We start from the raw sequence: 16372 nt of genomic DNA, 5'->3' as shown, positions 1-16372 counted from the left end.
AAAATATTATATATTGATCTCAGTATGACATCGTACCGTTTTTACGGAAACGATACCGCATCAAATCAAGGTATAATGTCATATAAATATTTTGTTAAACAAAGATAATAATTTAATTTTCATACATAAAAATAAAGAGGGCTGTTTCGGCAGTATCATAGGAGACGCGGAAGGATGAATACACGCTTCACTGTCACGATACACGACATTGACGGCGTACGGCAGTACAGCCTGCACAATATCGTCAAGAAAGTCCTTCTGTACGCGGGAGCAGGCCTCGTCACACTGATTGCCGCAGGGGTCGCGTTTATTGTCTTCCTCAACGCCTCCCTCAACGATATCGACGAGAAAAAGCTTCAGCTCGAAGCGCACAACGCCGAACTGCGCAGCTCTATCACCGCGGCCGAGCTGGACCTGGCCGCGAAACAGAAGGAGCTGACCACCGTTTCCGACCGCCTCGACGGCATCGAAAGCCTGATCGGCCTGGCGCCCGATACGGAAACGGAGAGCAGCCTGCTTGAACGCGTTGAGATCGCCCAGATGACCTCCGTACAGCGCGCGGCGCTGCTGCAGCACATCCCCAACGGTTCCCCCGTCGAATACCGGGGCATTACGAGCAAATTCGGCTACCGTACCCACCCCACGCTCCACCGCAAAGAGTTCCATCCCGGCAGCGACCTCCGCGCGCCGATGAACACCCCCATCCATGCCACGGCAGACGGCGTCATCGAGTACGCAGGGCTGCACAGCAGCAGCGGCTACGGGCGTCTGATCATCGTCGACAACAACTACGGCTTCAAGACCTATTTCGGCCACCTCAACAAGATCAGCGTCAAATCCGGCCAGTATGTCAGAAGAGGCGACGTTATCGGCTATACGGGCAACAGCGGGATGAGCAACGGACCGCACCTTCATTACGAAGTGCGATTTATCCAGCGCAAACTCAATCCCTACTGGTTCATCAAGTGGGATCTTGAACACTATGCCACCATCTTTGAAAAGGAGAAAAAAGTACCATGGCAATCTTTGGTAGCAACAATAACTCAGGATCAGCACCTGCAAAAGCTCCCGTCACCAACACCAGTACCACCATCATCACAGCTGGCGCTTTACTCAAAGGCGAAATAGCACTGGAGTGCGACGTCTTTTTTGACGGTCGTCTGGAGGGGACTATGCGTTCCAAGGGGGTCATCACCGTCGGACAGAACGGTGTGATCGTCGGCGAAGTCAAAGCACCGCATCTCATCGTGCGCGGCCGCATCGAAGGGACCCTCGACGTCGATCGGGTCGAGATCAAGGAGAACGGTTACGTCGGAGGGGTCATCTCCTCAAAAGAGATGGTGATCGAGTCCAAAGGGATCTTTGAAGGCGAAAGCCATCGCAAAACGTCCGAAGCCGCGGCAAAGCCCGTTAAGGACGCCGCGGCCGAAAAGCCCGCTGAAAAGAAGAGCTGATCCAGGCGACAGGAGCGTGAATGCAACAGGAAGAGGAGTGCTGCTACGCCCATAACCGCTACCTTCTCCTCCTCTCCGTGCTCTTCGGAGTGGAATTTATCTTTCTCGCATTCGCTCCCTGCGACCGTCATGACTGGCTGCTCGAAAACGTACTGGTCCTGCTGGCCGTGCTTTTTTTCGCCACGACCTTCAGAACGTTTCCCCTCTCGCGCATTTCGCTGACGCTGATCTTTCTTTTCCTCTACCTGCACGAAGTCGGCGCCCACTACACCTATGCCGAAGTGCCCTATGAGGCGTGGGGACAATCCCTCTTCGGTATTTCGCTCAACGGGCTCTTCGGCTGGGAGCGTAACAATTTCGACCGTGTCGTCCATTTTCTCTACGGCCTGCTGCTTGCCTACCCGCTGCGGGAGTTCTTTCTGCGGGTCGTCGACGTCAAAGGGTTCTGGGGCTACTTTTTCCCCCTCCTCGTCACCATGGCCAGCTCCATGCTCTATGAACTGGTCGAATGGGGCGCGGCCGTCTATTTCGGCGGCGACCTGGGGATGGCCTATCTCGGTACCCAGGGCGACGCCTGGGATGCGCACAAGGATATGCTCTTTGCCACTATCGGCGCCCTCATTGCCATGGTCATCACCGCCGCCATCAACGCAACCCTGCAGAAGGATTTCGTCCGGGAGTGGGTCCACAGTTTTCGGGTCAAGCACAAGCACCCGCTGGGCGAAAACGCCCTGATGCGCCTGTGGCGGCAGCGGCATAATAAATAACCGCCCTCTTCCCTCTTATTCAGCGGGTTTCATGATCTCGAAAGCGTCAATGGGTTCGTTGAATGCGATAAAGAGCACACAGGGGTCCCCTTTTTCGCAGTAGGCGACATGCGGATGCTTCTCTGGTCCGAAAGCATACATACCGGTTTCAATCAATTCGGCTTTCTGGTTGTCGTACTGGACCGTCATATTGCCCGAGACGAGGATCATGCGCTCCGCCGAGGTATGCCAGTGGTGCGGAATCTTGTAATCCCCCGGGACTTTGAACAAAACATCCGTGTGGGGCTTGGCCGGATCGCCATGCAAAACGGCGATCTTGCACGCCTCGCCGAGGAAAGCAGGGCAAGGCCCCCACTGAAGCCGCTGATCATCGTACTTGTACGCCAGTGCCGGCTCGTCGGCGGAGAGTCCCGAGAAAAGCCCTGTCACGACGGACGCCAACACCATCACTGCCATTTTGCGGTTCGGTAATAACATTGAGAATCCTTTTTATCAAAGGCCATGGCGGCCTCAAAATGAATTTTGCAGTACTACCCCACTATCTTAACAGCACCGCCATCCGTTGGAAAGAGCCAATGTTCGCTTAACTGTGCAATTGGTCGGATTATTTGATTTTTCTATAGTTATTGCGTCACTATAATAGGCAAAAGACGAAAGGTGAGACAATGGGGGCGCCGCTTCCGCTATACACGATCGAAGAGACGATCAATACCTATAAGTACCTTTTCAAACCCAATCCCTCCTTCGGCATGGACTTTTACGCCGAAGGTTTCGAAGCGAAGGATGTCGTCTTACTGCTCGATGACATCGCTCCGAGTCACGGTATTCCCCTGCGGTTCGACTATTACGCCCTTTTTCTCCGGCTGAAAGGGGAGACCATCCGCAGTGTCAACCATTTTGACTACACGATACAACCGCAGGCACTGCAACTGGTCTGTCCGGGCTCCATCTATGCGTTCAGGGATATCTCGGAAGAGTCGAAAACCTATGTGCTGCTTTTCGACAAGGCGTTCATTGAAGAGGAGAACCTCTCCTCCGAAGCCCTCAATCCGCTCTTCGCCTTTCACCGGCTTCACCAGAACGATGTCGTCCTCGATACGGCGAGCTATGCCCAGGTCCTCTCCCTTTACGAACAGCTTAGCTATGAACTGCGTCAGAAAAAAGAGGATTTCAGGAGTATGGCCAAGATGCTGATCACCCAGCTGCTCTTCATTCTTAAACGCGAAAAGCAGAATGCCGGCCTTCCGCAGAACCTCACCAGGGCCGAACAGCTCAGCGCGGAGTTCCTCGTCCTGATCGAAGAGCATTTCTGGAACAAAAAGAGCGTCAAAGCCTATGCCGAGATGATGGCCGTCACCCCGAAACATCTCAGCGAAACGGTCAAAGCGACCCTGCACCGCAGCGCGCTCTCCTATATCCACCTGCGTATCATCAAGGAGATACAGTACCTGCTCTGCTTCGGCAATATGTCGATCAAACAGATCGCCTACGCCCTCAACTTCGAAAGCCCCTCACAACTGGGGCGTTTTTTCAAAAACCATGAAGGCATCTGTCCGAAGGAGTACCGTCTGCGCAACCGGATAGACTACCCGTCGCTTGTCCCCGGAAAGCATCGGTAGCGTCACGCCTGCTGCTCCGCATAGAGCGTCATCTCGTACACCCACTGCTGCAGCGGCAGCATCGCTTCGTAATGGGCATAAAGCGTGTCAATGAGCATCTCGGACGTGATCAGCGCCGCCTTGGTCTCCGTAGAAGCATACATGCAGTTATACAGGGCCAGCTCCGCCAGCGGCATTGATGCGTCAAAACCGGCCGGCAAACGCTTGTAACGTTTCTCCGGCAGCCTGTACCCCTTCTGTGTCAGACGTTCGAGGATTGCCTGCAGCTCCCTGCGACGCTCCTCGGATTTCAGATAGGAACGATACGCGGAGAGCATGGCCGGCTTGAAGCGGCGCAGGCCCGTTGCGACCAGGAGCATTTGCGGATCGAAATGAAGGTAAAAGGCGCTGCTCTGCATCCGCTTGCCGCCGCCCTGCCAGAAGACGATGCCGATATGGTCCTTCAGCGGCGGCTCGTCGAAATGGAAACGCTGGTCGCGGTAGATGCGGAAGAGCGAACCGTTGACTTTCGGTACGGCATTGATCGTCGGCACGAGGGCCATGAGGTGTTCGCCCATCTCCTCGACAAATGCACGGCTGGGTTCGAGCACAAGTTCATGGTAGAGCATCTTGTTGGCGTCAAACCACGCCTTGCTGTTATTGCCCTGTAGTTCGGCTAGAAAAGGGAGGGTTCCTGCGGGGAAGTGCGAGAACACCGGAAAGCTCCGATGGTCTCTTTAGAGGCGGACGGTGTCGACGCTGATGCACTCTTCAAGGGCGGAGAGCTCTGAAAGTGCTGCGTCTTTGACCGGCGTGTCGGTGATAATGACTGCAAGGGCCTCGCCGTTGCTGTTGCGGCCCAGGCGGAAGTCGCCGATGTTGACGCCGTTACGCGCCAGCAGTGATCCCACTTTGCCGATCACGCCCGGGACGTCGGTGTTTTTGAAGAGGGTAAAGTTCCCCTTCGGCTCGACATCGAGGTCGAAACCGTTGACCTCGACGATACGCTGGACGCCCTCTTCGAAGATCGTCGCGTCGATATCGACGACACGCTTGTCCGTCGTCAGTTTGACGGAAATGAGGTTTTTATAGGCGCTGCTGTCGAGCTCGGCAGAGGTCTCGATCTTGATCCCCTTCTGCTCGGCGATGAAAGAGGCGTTGACGTAGTTGATGGTGTCTCCCGTCTTGTCCGCCAGCGTACCGACGGTGACGAAGGTGCTCAGCGAATCGAGGTACTCGGCGATATCGCCCTGTGCGCTGACCTTGATGGAGACGATCGGTGCACGGTTGAGCTCGCTCGCCATAAAGCCGATCTTCTGTCCGAGCTCCAGGAACGGTTTGACGAATGCCGGGATCTTCGTCTCGTCGATCGGCAGGTTGAAGGCATTCGGGAAGGCAATGCCCTTGGCTGCCTCAATCGCCTGCTGCGCCGCCTGCGTACCGATGTTGTACTGGGATTCGAAGGTGTTCGCACCGAGGTGCGGGGAAACGACGATGTTGTCCAGGTCGAGCAGCGGGTGGTCCGTTGCCGGCTCTTTCTTGAAGACGTCGATACCGGCGAAGCGGATCTTGCCGGATTTCAGACCGTCATAGAGCGCTTCCTCGTTGTAAAGGCCGCCGCGGGCACAGTTGACGAGCACGACGCCGTCTTTCATCTTCGCGATCTCATCGGCACCGATGATGTCGATTGTCTCTGAGTTCTTCGGTGTATGGATCGTAATAATGTCGCAGCCCAGGATCTCATCGAAGCTGTCCGTGTATTTCACGCCGAGGTCTGTCGCCTTGGAGGCCGGGATGTACGGGTCGTAAGCCACGACGTCCATCTCGAACGCCTTGCAGCGTACCCCGACGCGGCTCCCGATGTTACCGAAACCGATGATGCCGAGCTTCTTGCCTTTGAGCTCGTAGCCGTACCATTTCTCGCGCTTCCAGATGCGCTGGTTTTTAAGATGGTCGTGGGAGTAGGGGAACATACGCATACAGGAGAGCATATGGGCCATGGTCAGCTCGACGGCAGCGATCGTATTGGCCGTCGGGACGTTCATGACGATGATCCCCTCTTTGGAACAGCCGTCGATATCGACATTGTCGACACCGACACCGGCGCGGACGATCGCCTTCATCTGCTTGGCGGCACCGATGAACTTGTCATCCACGTCGGTAGAGGAGCGTGTGATCGCGACGTCGGCGTCGGCGATGACATCGAGCAGCGCCGTTTTGTCGACATCGGCAGCAAAGACGTAATCGATCTGCGGATCGTTCTGAAGCATCTCGAGCCCGGCTTCGTGGATATGGTCACACACGACTACTTTGTATTTTTCCATCTTAAAATCCTAAAGTGAAATTGAAAATGTTATCAACAAGTACCTGCCCTGCAGGGCATTGCTGATAAATTTGGGAAGCCCCTCCGCCGGTGCGGAAAGGGGTTATTTTTTGAGTTGGTCTTTGATCAGGTCGCCGAGGCTGTTGGAACCGTCCTCTTCGTTGAGTTTGTCGAGGATTTTCTGATCGTGCAGTCTGTCGAGTTTGCGGACAGAGAGGCGGATACGGTCGCGCTTGGCATCGATCGCAACGATTGCCGCTTCGATCTCCTGCCCTTTTTCGAGCTCTTCCGCTTTGAGCGGTTCGAGGTCTTCGTTGCGGATCAGCGCATCGACGCCGTCGCTGAGGGAGACGAAGACACCGAAGTCTTTTACGTCACGGACGCTGCCTTTGACGATGTCGTTGACGCGGTGGGAAGCGGCAAACTTCTCAACCGGGCTCTCTTCGAGCATCTTGCGGTTGAGGGAGATCTTCTGGTCGTCGCGGTTGATCTTCGCGATCTTGACTTCGACTTCGTCACCGGACTTGAAGAGGTCTTTGGCTTTGACACCTTTTTCCCAAGTCGTATCCTGGTTGTGCAGGAGGCCTTCGACGCCGGCGATCTTGACGAACGCACCGAAGTCCGTCAGGGATGTGACGGTACCGGTCACAATATCGCCCTCTTTGAATTTCTTCGCGAATTCGTCGAAAGGTTTCGGCAGGAGACGCTTGAGGGAGACGCGCAGCTTGTGCTTCTCCGGATCAACGTCGATCACCTCGACGTCAATGTCGTCGCCGACGGTCAGGTAGTCTTTCGGGTTCTTAATGTTTTTGTCCCAGGTGATCTCTGAGATATGGAGGAAACCTTCGATATCGTTTCCGAGGTCAACGAACGCACCGTACGGCTCGATGTTGCTGACGGTGACAGTGATGGTATCGCCCGCTTCGAGTTCGTCCTCGATCTCTTTCCACGGATCCGGCTGGACCGCTTTGATGGAGAGGGAGAGGTGGCGTTTGTCTTTGTCGTAAGCGATCGCTTTGACGTTGACTTTGTCGCCTTCGTTGTAGAGCTTGGACGGGTTGACCGGGCCTTTGTAGCTGATCTCGTTGTAGTGGACCAGACCGTCGACACCGCCGACGTCTACAAACATACCGTAGCTGGTGATCTTCTTGATGACACCTTCGACAATCGTACCCTCTTCCATCAGCTGGTCGATGATCTCTTTCTTGCGCTTGCGCTCTTCGTTGAAGAGTTTGCGGCGGGAGACGACGATGGAGTTGTCTTCCGGATCAAGCTTGATGACCTGCGCCTTGACTTTGCGACCGATGACATTGTCGCTCTCTTTGAACGCCGCGAGTGAACGCGGCATGAAGAAGCTGACGCCGTCCGCTTCGATCACGTAGCCGCCGCGGTTCTTCTTGGTCACGATGCCTTCGATGATCACATCTTCGAAATCCTCTTTGTGCGCTTCGACGAATTCCATCGTCTTCTGCTGCTCGAGGACCTTGCGGTAGGAGATCTTCGGACGCTCGTTGTAGTGTCCTGTGACCATAACCGTGATCTTGTCACCGACGTTGAAAAGCAGGTCGCCTGCTTCATCCCTGATCTCATCAAGACTGATGATACCTTCCAGTTTCTCTCCAACTCCGACGAGCGCGCGATTATCGTCTTCCTGGATTGCGACAATTTCACCTTCGGTGATGCGGTTTGATTCTTGCTCCTGGAAAGAAGCCTCAAGCATCTCGGCGAAATTTTCCTCTTCAAATGCTTCGTTATCGAAAGCCATACCTGTACCCTTATTACGTAATAAAATCTCGTGAGTATAGCGAAAGAAAGCTTTTATGAAGCAGAAAGATTACAGCAGGACGGATTTTTTACGCTAAGCAGCATCTTCCGGAAACGCGCCGGAACTGTTAAGCGCTCTTCGACCCCGTTTTGATCCGCGCAATCACCTGTTCAATGATCCAATCCGGTGTCGAAGCGCCGGCGCTGATGCCGCAGTACGCTTTGCCTTCAAACCAGGCGTCGTCGATGTCGTCGGGCCCTTCGATGTGATAGCTGTCGGGGCAGTACGCCTGGGCGATACTGTGCAGCTGCTTCGTGTTCGAGGAGTTCTTCCCGCCGATGATGATCATCACGTCGGCCCGTTTCGAGAGGTCCCGCACCGCGTCCTGGTTTTCGAAGGTCGCGTTGCAGATCGTGTTGAAGACCCTTACCTCTTTATAGTGCGGTATCAGGTAATTGACGATTTTGAGGAACTCGTCGACTTTCCGCGTCGTCTGCGCCACGACGGCGATCTTCTCTTTGAAGCGGATCTGTTCGAGCTCCTTGACGCTCATGACGACATAAGCGCCTTCCGTGGCGTAGCTCTTGACCCCGCGGATCTCCGGATGCGCCTCGTCGCCGAAGATGACGATGTCGTACCCCTGCTCGCTCATCTCCTCGCAGATCTGCTGCGGTTTGGTCACATAGGGGCAGGTGGCGTCGACGACATGGACATCTCGCGCATAGAGCGTCTCCAGCTCCTGCTTCGGAATGCCGTGGGTCCGGATGACCGCCGTGTCGCCCGCTTTGAAATCGTCCAGGTTCTCCGTCAGTGCGACCTGGAAATCCTTCTGGAGACGCTCGATCTCCTTCGCGTTATGGATCAGCGGACCGTAGGTGGCCGACTGGCGGTTCTCCTCGGCGATCTTGATCGCCCGTTTGACGCCGAAACAGAAGCCATAGTTCTCTGCCAGTTCAATCTTCATGTTGCACTTCCCCGATCGTACCGATCAGTTCGAAAAAATTCGGGAAGGAGGTCCGGATGCAGTCGGTATCCGTGACTTCCATCCCGCAGCGCAGACCAGCAACGATAAAACTCATCGCGATGCGGTGGTCCCCGAAACTGTCGACGGCGGCCGCCTGCAACGCCCCGCCCGTAATACGGTATCCGTCGTTAAACTCTTCACAGACTATACCGCATTTTTTCAGGTTCGTCATCACCGTACTGATGCGGTCGCTCTCCTTAACCCGGAGCTCTTCGGCATTTTTGACCTCGCTGGTCCCCTCCGCCGTCGCCATCGCGACGGCCAGTGCCGGCAGTTCGTCGATCAGCCAGGCGATGTTCTCCTCGACGACGACCGCCTTGAGCGGCCGGTAGCGCACCTCGATGTTCCCGATGGGCTCATACCGCTCGTCGGTCACCTCGTAGCGTATATCCGCCCCCATGCGTTCGAGCGCCTTGAAGGCCTCGATACGGGTCGGATTGAGGGTGACACCCTCGATGACGGCGCTGCTGCCGGGCGTGATCGCCGCGGCGACGGCAAAAAAGAAGGCGCTGGACGGGTCGGCAGGCACCCGGATGTCGAGGGGCTGCAGCAGTCCGCCGAGCGGCTGCACTTCCGTTCGCAGATTCTCCGTTTTGATCGAAGCTCCCATCCCGCTGAGCATCCGCTCGGTATGGTCTCGGCTGAGTTCGGGTTCTTCGAAATAGCAGGGACCGTCGGCCCGAAGCGCCGCGAGAATCATGGCGCTTTTGACCTGCGCCGAGGCAACAGGGCTTTTGTAGTCGAAAGCCTTCAGCGAACCGCCGCGCACGCTCAGCGGCGCCAGGTCACCGTTGTTGCGGCCGTCGAGCTGTGCGCCGATGCTGCGCAGCGGCGCCGTTACCCGTTTCATCGGGCGGCGGCGGAGATACTCGTCCCCGCTCAACACGAAGTGCCCCTCCGCCGACGCGAGCAGCCCGCAGAAAAGCCGCATCCCCGTGCCGGAATTGCCGCAGTCGAGGATGTCGTCGGGTTCTTTGATGCCGCGGGAGGCGATCGTGATCACCTCGCCGTCATCCGCCACCTCGGCCCCCAACGCTTCCACGATGCGCAGGGTATTCATCGTATCCTCCCCGCGCAGGAAGTTCCTGATAACGCTTGTGCCCTCGGCGAGGGTCGCGAACATCGCGCTGCGGTGTGAGATCGATTTGTCCGCCGCGACCTTGTCGCTGCGGAATGCAAACGTCCCCGCCGGCGCGATACGGACCCGGCTCATCGCAGTGCTACCCCGAGATCGTTCTGGAGGGCGGTAAGGATCCCTGCCATCGCCGCCGTGATCTCCTCTTCTTCCAGGGTCTTCTCCTGCGACTGCAGCACGAAACGCAGCGTCAGGCTCATCTGATCGCCCAGGGTCTCGTCCGTATAGCGGTCGACGGGGTAGAAGCGGATAATCTCGCCGCTGCGGCTTCCCTCGATGACGTCGGCCACCTTCGCGTAGGCCATGGCCTGCGGCATCAGGATGCTGAGGTCGCGGTGTGACGCCTGGTACTTGGAGTACGGCTTCGCTTCGACCCTTTCAAAGGCGAGCGCATCAAAAGATCCTTCAAACATTACGGTACGCGGAAGGTCCATCTCCGCCTGCAGCGTCGGGTGCAGGGTGAACATCTCCCCGATCTTGAGGCCCTTCTGGTAGACGGCTGCCGCCTGGTAGGGGTGGGCCATCTTGTGTGTCGGCGTAACCGGCTTTAGGGTGAAATCGCCCAGAACGTCCGCCGCCAGTTTGGAGAAGGACTCAAAACTGACACTCTCCGGCTTTCCGCTGTTATCGAGGCTGTCCTCGTTCAGGGTTCCCGCAAAGAGAAGCGCGATTTTGACCGACTCGCGGCGCTGGACATCGAAGACCGAACCGATCTCGAAGAGCGGAATGCGCTTGCGGCCGTTCTTGGCATTGCTGCTGGCCGCATTGAGCAGTCCTGCCAGCAGGGTCGGACGCAAGGTATCGAGTGTCCCGGCGATCGGGTTGAGCAGAGAGAGCTCCTTCGCGACGCTCGCCATTCCAAGAGCGTCAAGCTGCTCGCGCTCGTTAAAGACGAAGTGAACGCTCTCGTAAAAGCCGCTCTGCGCCGCGCGCTGACGGTAGGTCTGCTTTTTCCGGAACGTAAAGTAGTCATCGTCGATCCGGTCCGCTTCCGTCAGGACAAACGGTTTCGCCGGGATATTGTCGATTCCGACGATACGGACGATCTCTTCGATCAGATCCTGGCGGTTGACGATGTCGTGACGGAAACGCGGTACGCTGACGACGATCTGCTCCTCGCTCGATTTGGAAATATCAAAGCCGAGATTTTTGAGAATGTTCGCCACACGGCTCTTGTCTATTTCCGTACCGACGATGCTGCTGACGTAGGCCATATCGATGCTGATATTCTTCGGTTCGAAGACTTCGGCATGCTCCAGGGTGCCGCCGTAGATCTTGCCTTCACCCTTTGCCTCGATGCAGCTGAAAAGGAAGTCGCTGCCGATGGAAAGTTCCGGCTCGCTGCCCCGGGATGTGCGGTAGTAAAGCGGCCCGCTTTGCAGTTTCGTCTCCGCCATCTTCTGCGAAATGACCTCCGGGGCGATATAGCTCGCCTCGATGACGATGACGCCGCGGACATCCTGCAGGCGGGAAGCATCTTCCTGGCGGATACCGATGATCGAAGCGCACTCCTGCCCGTAGACGGCGGTGAGGCCGTGGCCTTCGCGCTTGATGACGATCTCGGCGAGCTTCTCGTCATTGCCGCGGAAGAAGTCCACGGGGTAGGCACGCAGGATCACGCCGGTCGTATGCATGGCGTACTCGAGACACCCTTCGACGGCGTTGGCGCGGCTCTCGTCGATCATCGCCAGGCGCAACGTCATCAGCAGTGAGTCGTCGAAGAACTCGACCGATACCGCATGGTAGCGGACGCTTCCGGTAACATCGCCTTCAACATCGAGTTTCAGCAGACGCCCAATGCCCAGGCGGTTCTCGTCCTCACGGCCGGCGGCCCGGGGTTTCAGGCTCTTGTCCAGGGCCGCACAGAGGTCGCGGGCCACCCCGCGGATACTCAGACAGTCCCCGCGGTTCGCCGTCAGTTCGATCTCGATCAGGTCGTCATTGATCAGCGGGTAGTCGGCGAGCGGCTTCCCGAGCTCGAGTGCGCCGATACTCTCATCAAGCACAAGGATCCCGTCGTTCACTTTCGGCAGTCCCAGTTCGGTCGCGGAACAGATCATTCCCGCCGAATCGACGCCACGCAGCTTGACCGGTTTGATCTCCAGGCCGCCGGGCATCACCGCGCCGACAACGGCAACGGGAACATACTGCCCCGCCGCGACGTTAGGCGCGCCGCAGACGATCTGGCGCGTTTCGCCGCCCAGATCAACCTGGCAGACGTTGAGCTTGTCGGCATCAGGGTGTTTTTCGCACGCAGCAACCCTGCCCACGACGACTTTTTCCGGAATGCGGTAGGACTCTACCCTGTCGACCTCCAGACCGATGGCATTGAAAGTCTTGGCCAGGTGCTCCGTCGTAATGTCGGAAAGGTCGATCCATTCGTTAAGCCAGTGGCGTGTGACAATCATTTGAACTGCTCCAGTAGTCTGATATCGCCCTCAAACAGTGAGCGCAGATCCCCGATACGGTGGATCAGCATCGCGAAGCGCTCCACGCCGAGGCCAAAGGCGTAGCCGCTGACGTTCTCATAGCCGACCGCCTTGAAGACGTTGGGGTCGACGATCCCACAGCCCAGGACTTCCAGCCATCCCGTCTTGGAACAGACGCGGCAGCCGTCGCCGCCGCAGAAGATACAGCTGATATCGACTTCCGCGGACGGTTCCGTGAAGGGGAAGAAACTCGGGCGGAAACGGACCTCGACGTCGCCGAACATGTACTTGAGGAAGTCCTCGAGAATGAACTTCAGGTTCGCGAAGGAGACTTTGCCCTCTTCGTCGACGAGCAGACCCTCGACCTGATGGAACATCGGGGTGTGCGTCAGGTCGTAGTCGCGGCGGAACACGGCGCCCGGAGCGATCATGCGGATCGGCGGCTTCTCCTGCTTCATCGTGCGGATCTGCACCGGGGAGGTATGGGTGCGCAGCAGCAGCTCGTCTTTGAAGTAGAAGGTGTCCTGCATGTCACGGGCCGGGTGGTACTTGGGCAGGTTCAGCGCTTCGAAGTTATGGAAGTCGTCTTCAACCATCGGGCCGGTCTTGACCGAAAAGTTCATGGCGACGAAGTACTCAACGATGCGGTCCATCGTCTGCATCACCGGGTGCAGCGCACCGCGTTCGCTTCCCCGGCCGAAGAGGGTCACGTCGATCGCCTCCGCTTTCATCCCTGCCTCGAGCGCTTCGAGGGCCAGGATCTCCTTGCGGACATTAAAGGCCTCGGTCAACTTCGCCTTATGCTCGTTGAGCTCTTTGGCAAAAGCACCCTTCTCCTCGTTGGGAACGGACTTCATCTTCGCGAACTCGGCCGCGAGTACCCCTTTTTTCCCGAACACCGCAATACGGATCTCTTCAAGTTTGTCGACACTCTGTGCCGACGCAATGGCGTCATACCACTCTTGCAACCCTGGCTCCTTCTCGGGGACGTCTCCCCCATGTATCTTGCGCGTATTGTATCCAAAGAGCTTTAAAGGGCAGTATCATTGATCAATTACCCTGCAGGGGCAAAGCCCCTACAGCTACGCTAACGCTAAGTTCGCGTTGTCCTCGAGCTATGCCCTGCGGAATTCCGCTTCGCTACATCAGCAGCGGGCGCTCTGGAAGAAGTGCTCTCGGAGCGCTCGCGCGCCCTCGGCACTTTTTCTCTGAAATGCTCTTCTTTAAAATCAAGACCGAAACCCTCCAATTCAAAGCAGGTTAGCCTCAAAGGCTTCTATGCTACAATCTCAAAAACGCTCTTTCAAGGAACATCCATGTGTCTTTTCTGCAAAATCGCCAACAATGAACTGACGGCCAACAAGGTACACGAAAACGACGATTTCGTCGCCTTCCACGACATCAACCCCAAGGCTCCTGTTCATGTGCTCGCCATTCCCAAAACCCATGTTGACAGCTTCAACGAGGTAACGCCGGAGATGATGGCGGACATGACTGCATTTATCCAGGAAGTGGCCGAGAAAGTGGATGTGAAAGAGAGCGGTTACCGCGTCATTACGAACGTCGGCGAAAACGGCGGCCAGGAGGTCAAACACCTCCATTTCCACATCCTCGGCGGTGCCAGACTCCGCTGGGGCCACTTCGCGGACGCGGACCCGAAAGACTTCCTTTAATCGCACGGCATCCGAACAAAGTCCGGATGCCTACGTTAACACTGGGTTTGCGTTGTCCTCACTCGCGTTGCGGAATTCCGCTTTGCTACATCGGCAGCAAGCCCACGCGCAGAAGGCCTGCGCTTTCAACTCTCCCCACTAAAAAACATTACAAAAAATTTCGGCATGGAATGTCCATGTAATAGGACGGTTGAAGTGCGTGTGAGTGTATTACATGCGGCAGCCGCTTTGCACTTTCTTCTTTCGGGTTCGGTTTCTTCTTTGTGCAAGCAAAGAAGAAAGGGAACAAAAAGCTTCTAAAGGAATTTGTAGCGGCTTATAGAAAATCTACTGTATTAGCTGGGGCAGGCTTCGATTTCGCCGAAGTCGACGTTGCCGCCCTGCCCGCTGATGACCTCTTCGTTTTCGCGCAGGACGTTGCCGTTATGCGTCACGGAGTAAGTAATCTTCGTCGTATCGCGGACGGTGTTGATCGTCGAGCAGTAGGTCTCGATGCTGCCCATGACCCAGCGCAGCGCCGTCATATCGTCGGCGTCGGAGTCGAAGCGGTAGTCGAGGTGCAGGGTATTAAACTTGCACGGCGGCGTTTCGTTGCGCACGACCTCGCCGTCGACACTGAGGTTGGTGACCGTCTTGCCCTGCTTTTTCGGGATGGCAATGAGGTCGCTGGTCGTACAGGCGACAAGGCCGGAGAGGAAGTATTCGATCGGGGAGATGACCGGGCAGTCAATGACAAAACTCTGTCCGCGGTCCGTTTTCGCCTCGAAGCGCATCTCGTCCAGGTGGGAAATCGTTACTTTCATAAATCAAGCTCCTTCAGGTAGTTTTCGAAGTGCACGATTTGTTCGAGCGTGCGCACCGTCGCCGTTCCGCCGGAGGAAGTACGGGCGTTCATGGAGTGCGCCAACTGAAGATGGGGAATCACGTCCTCGCCGATACGTTCATCGATAGCCTTGAGCTCGCCGTAGGCGATCTCGCTCAGGTCGATTCCGAGCGCTTCGGCCCGGGCGACAGCTTTGCCCGTAATGAAGTGCGCCTCGCGGAACGGCACCCCGCAGCGCTCGACAAGGTAGTCGGCCAGGTCGGTGGCGCTCAGGTGTCCCTTCTTGGAAGCGGCCAGCATGTTCTCGGGCTTCACGGTCATCGTCTTGAGCGCTTCGTTAAGGATCTCAAGGGAGATGTGCGCCGTGGTAACGGCGTCAAAGACTCCCTCTTTGTCCTCCTGGGTATCCTTGTTATAAGCGAGCGGCAGCCCCTTCATCACGGTCAGAAGCCCCATGAGTGCGCCGTAGACGCGGCCCGTTTTGCCCCGCAGCAGTTCCGGGACGTCCGGGTTCTTCTTCTGCGGCATGATGGAGGAGCCTGTCGAATATTCGTCGGAGAGCTCGACAAAGCCGAACTCGTAGCTCGACCAGAGGATCAGCTCTTCGCTCAGGCGGGAAACGTGCATCATCATCGTCGAGATGTTAAAAAGGATCTCCAGGGCGAAATCGCGATCGCTGACCGTATCGAGGCAGTTGACGCTGACGCTGTCAAATCCCAGCGCGTTGGCGGTCAGGTTGCGGTCGATGTCGTGCGGCGTCCCGGCCAGTGCGGCGCACCCCAGCGGGGAGACGTTGTTGCGCTGGCGACTCGAGAGGAGACGGTCGATGTCGCGTTTGAACATACTGGCATACGCCAACAGGTGGAAACCGAAGTTGATCGGTTGGGCATGCTGCAGGTGCGTCATCCCCGGCAGCAGCGTCTCCGTATGCTTGCCGGCAATGTCAATGAGGGTCTGCATCAGGGTTTTAAGCTGACCGGCGATCTCCAGGTTCTTGCGCAGGACGTAGCGGCGGAAGTCGACGGCCACCTGGTCGTTGCGGCTACGGGCCGTATGCAGCTTCTTGCCGGCATCCCCGATGAGCGCCGTGAGACGTTTTTCGATCGCCATATGCAGGTCTTCGTCGCTGATATTCCACTCAAAACTGCCCGCTTCGATCTCTTCGCGGACCTGTGCCAGTCCCCCGCGGATCGCCTCGATCTCATCCACACTCAGGATGCCGCGGCTCTGCAGCATGGCGGCGTGTGCGAGTGAACCTTCGATATCTTCCCGGTACAGTTCGCGGTCGAACATGATCGAGGCGTTAAACTGGTCTAGTAGTGACGAGGCTGAGGCGCTGAAACGGCCGGACCACATTTTTTCCATAGCTCTGTCTCCAAAA

General features: G+C 56.9%; 15 protein-coding genes. 5 read left to right on the top strand and 10 right to left on the bottom strand.

All coding sequences use genetic code 11. From position 1 onward, the window contains the following. Positions 1-174: 174 nt before the first annotated feature. The 3 genes from WCY31_RS04700 to WCY31_RS04690 are packed head-to-tail and all read left to right on the top strand — an operon-like array spanning position 175 to position 2221. On the top strand, positions 175-1128 hold the full coding sequence (locus WCY31_RS04700) for a M23 family metallopeptidase (RefSeq protein ID WP_345973373.1): 954 nt from the start codon (positions 175-177) through the stop codon (positions 1126-1128). Further along, positions 1092-1454: a polymer-forming cytoskeletal protein gene (locus WCY31_RS04695; RefSeq protein WP_345973754.1), complete on the top strand. Its 363-nt coding sequence runs from the start codon at positions 1092-1094 to the stop codon at positions 1452-1454. Before WCY31_RS04700 ends, WCY31_RS04695 begins: the two co-directional genes overlap by 37 nt. A 20-nt stretch (positions 1455-1474) precedes the next feature. Further along, positions 1475-2221 carry a DUF2238 domain-containing protein gene (locus WCY31_RS04690; RefSeq protein WP_345973372.1) on the top strand — a complete coding sequence of 249 codons (747 nt, stop codon included), beginning with the start codon at positions 1475-1477 and terminating at the stop codon, positions 2219-2221. 15 nt (positions 2222-2236) lie between these two features. Here the strand turns inward: WCY31_RS04690 and WCY31_RS04685 are convergent, their stop codons facing one another. Continuing rightward, a complete protein-coding gene (locus WCY31_RS04685; RefSeq protein ID WP_345971107.1) occupies positions 2237-2698 on the bottom strand; it encodes a cupin domain-containing protein in 462 nt (153 codons plus the stop codon). Positions 2699-2886: 188 nt separating this feature from the next. Here WCY31_RS04685 and WCY31_RS04680 point away from each other — a divergent pair, with 188 nt between their 5' ends. Next, positions 2887-3840, top strand: a complete 954-nt coding sequence (locus WCY31_RS04680) for an AraC family transcriptional regulator (protein ID WP_345971105.1) — start codon at positions 2887-2889, stop codon at positions 3838-3840. Between the two features lie 2 nt (positions 3841-3842). On the opposite strand, the gene WCY31_RS04675 is transcribed toward WCY31_RS04680, so the two are convergent. The 7 genes from WCY31_RS04675 to pheS all read right to left on the bottom strand — a co-directional run bounded on the left by WCY31_RS04675 (position 3843) and on the right by pheS (position 13463). After that, positions 3843-4535, bottom strand: coding sequence for a DUF2461 domain-containing protein (locus WCY31_RS04675; protein WP_345973371.1), 693 nt, complete (start codon positions 4533-4535; stop codon positions 3843-3845). Positions 4536-4556: 21 nt separating this feature from the next. After that, positions 4557-6143: a phosphoglycerate dehydrogenase gene (gene serA, locus WCY31_RS04670; protein WP_345973370.1), complete on the bottom strand. Its 1587-nt coding sequence runs from the start codon at positions 6141-6143 to the stop codon at positions 4557-4559. A 102-nt stretch (positions 6144-6245) separates the two neighbouring features. After that, entirely contained in the window at positions 6246-7907 is a 1662-nt protein-coding gene (locus WCY31_RS04665) for a 30S ribosomal protein S1 (RefSeq protein ID WP_345971102.1), read from the bottom strand. Between the two features lie 127 nt (positions 7908-8034). Further along, positions 8035-8871, bottom strand: coding sequence for a 4-hydroxy-3-methylbut-2-enyl diphosphate reductase (locus tag WCY31_RS04660; protein WP_345973368.1), 837 nt, complete (start codon positions 8869-8871; stop codon positions 8035-8037). Further along, positions 8861-10144 carry a 3-phosphoshikimate 1-carboxyvinyltransferase gene (gene aroA / locus WCY31_RS04655; protein ID WP_345973367.1) on the bottom strand — a complete coding sequence of 428 codons (1284 nt, stop codon included), beginning with the start codon at positions 10142-10144 and terminating at the stop codon, positions 8861-8863. The genes WCY31_RS04660 and aroA overlap by 11 nt, the downstream gene beginning before the upstream one ends. Next, a complete protein-coding gene (pheT, locus tag WCY31_RS04650) occupies positions 10141-12474 on the bottom strand; it encodes a phenylalanine--tRNA ligase subunit beta (RefSeq protein ID WP_345973366.1) in 2334 nt (777 codons plus the stop codon). The genes aroA and pheT overlap by 4 nt, the downstream gene beginning before the upstream one ends. Next, positions 12471-13463 (bottom strand): phenylalanine--tRNA ligase subunit alpha, encoded by a 993-nt coding sequence (gene pheS / locus WCY31_RS04645; RefSeq protein ID WP_231020871.1) that lies wholly within the window; start codon positions 13461-13463, stop codon positions 12471-12473. The genes pheT and pheS overlap by 4 nt, the downstream gene beginning before the upstream one ends. Before the next feature lie 348 nt (positions 13464-13811). Between pheS and WCY31_RS04640 the strand changes: the two genes are divergently transcribed. After that, the gene (locus WCY31_RS04640; RefSeq protein ID WP_345971097.1) at positions 13812-14168 is read left to right on the top strand and encodes a histidine triad nucleotide-binding protein; all 357 of its coding nucleotides are present in this window, start codon (positions 13812-13814) and stop codon (positions 14166-14168) included. A 335-nt stretch (positions 14169-14503) separates the two neighbouring features. Here WCY31_RS04640 and WCY31_RS04635 read toward each other — a convergent pair whose 3' ends face one another. Continuing rightward, complete coding sequence (locus WCY31_RS04635) at positions 14504-14971, bottom strand: OsmC family protein (RefSeq protein WP_345973365.1); 468 nt, start codon at positions 14969-14971, stop codon at positions 14504-14506. Next, positions 14968-16356 carry an argininosuccinate lyase gene (gene argH, locus WCY31_RS04630; protein ID WP_345973363.1) on the bottom strand — a complete coding sequence of 463 codons (1389 nt, stop codon included), beginning with the start codon at positions 16354-16356 and terminating at the stop codon, positions 14968-14970. The genes WCY31_RS04635 and argH overlap by 4 nt, the downstream gene beginning before the upstream one ends. Positions 16357-16372: the final 16 nt, after the last annotated feature.

The sequence above is a fragment of the Sulfurimonas sp. HSL3-1 genome, assembly GCF_039645995.1.
GTDB lineage: Bacteria > Campylobacterota > Campylobacteria > Campylobacterales > Sulfurimonadaceae > Thiomicrolovo > Thiomicrolovo diazotrophicus.
The sequence above is the reverse complement of the archived record's forward strand: the minus strand, read 5'-3'. Positions and strand labels throughout refer to the sequence as shown.

Coding starts and splice junctions, on each gene's coding strand:
- WCY31_RS04685 (WP_345971107.1), bottom strand. CDS start 2,698: ATGTTATTACCGAACCGCAAAATGGCAGTGATGGTGTTGGCGTCCGTC.
- serA (WP_345973370.1), bottom strand. CDS start 6,143: ATGGAAAAATACAAAGTAGTCGTGTGTGACCATATCCACGAAGCCGGG.
- WCY31_RS04680 (WP_345971105.1), top strand. CDS start 2,887: ATGGGGGCGCCGCTTCCGCTATACACGATCGAAGAGACGATCAATACC.
- argH (WP_345973363.1), bottom strand. CDS start 16,356: ATGGAAAAAATGTGGTCCGGCCGTTTCAGCGCCTCAGCCTCGTCACTA.
- WCY31_RS04635 (WP_345973365.1), bottom strand. CDS start 14,971: ATGAAAGTAACGATTTCCCACCTGGACGAGATGCGCTTCGAGGCGAAA.
- pheT (WP_345973366.1), bottom strand. CDS start 12,474: ATGATTGTCACACGCCACTGGCTTAACGAATGGATCGACCTTTCCGAC.
- WCY31_RS04700 (WP_345973373.1), top strand. CDS start 175: ATGAATACACGCTTCACTGTCACGATACACGACATTGACGGCGTACGG.
- aroA (WP_345973367.1), bottom strand. CDS start 10,144: ATGAGCCGGGTCCGTATCGCGCCGGCGGGGACGTTTGCATTCCGCAGC.
- WCY31_RS04640 (WP_345971097.1), top strand. CDS start 13,812: ATGTGTCTTTTCTGCAAAATCGCCAACAATGAACTGACGGCCAACAAG.
- WCY31_RS04665 (WP_345971102.1), bottom strand. CDS start 7,907: ATGGCTTTCGATAACGAAGCATTTGAAGAGGAAAATTTCGCCGAGATG.
- WCY31_RS04690 (WP_345973372.1), top strand. CDS start 1,475: ATGCAACAGGAAGAGGAGTGCTGCTACGCCCATAACCGCTACCTTCTC.
- WCY31_RS04660 (WP_345973368.1), bottom strand. CDS start 8,871: ATGAAGATTGAACTGGCAGAGAACTATGGCTTCTGTTTCGGCGTCAAA.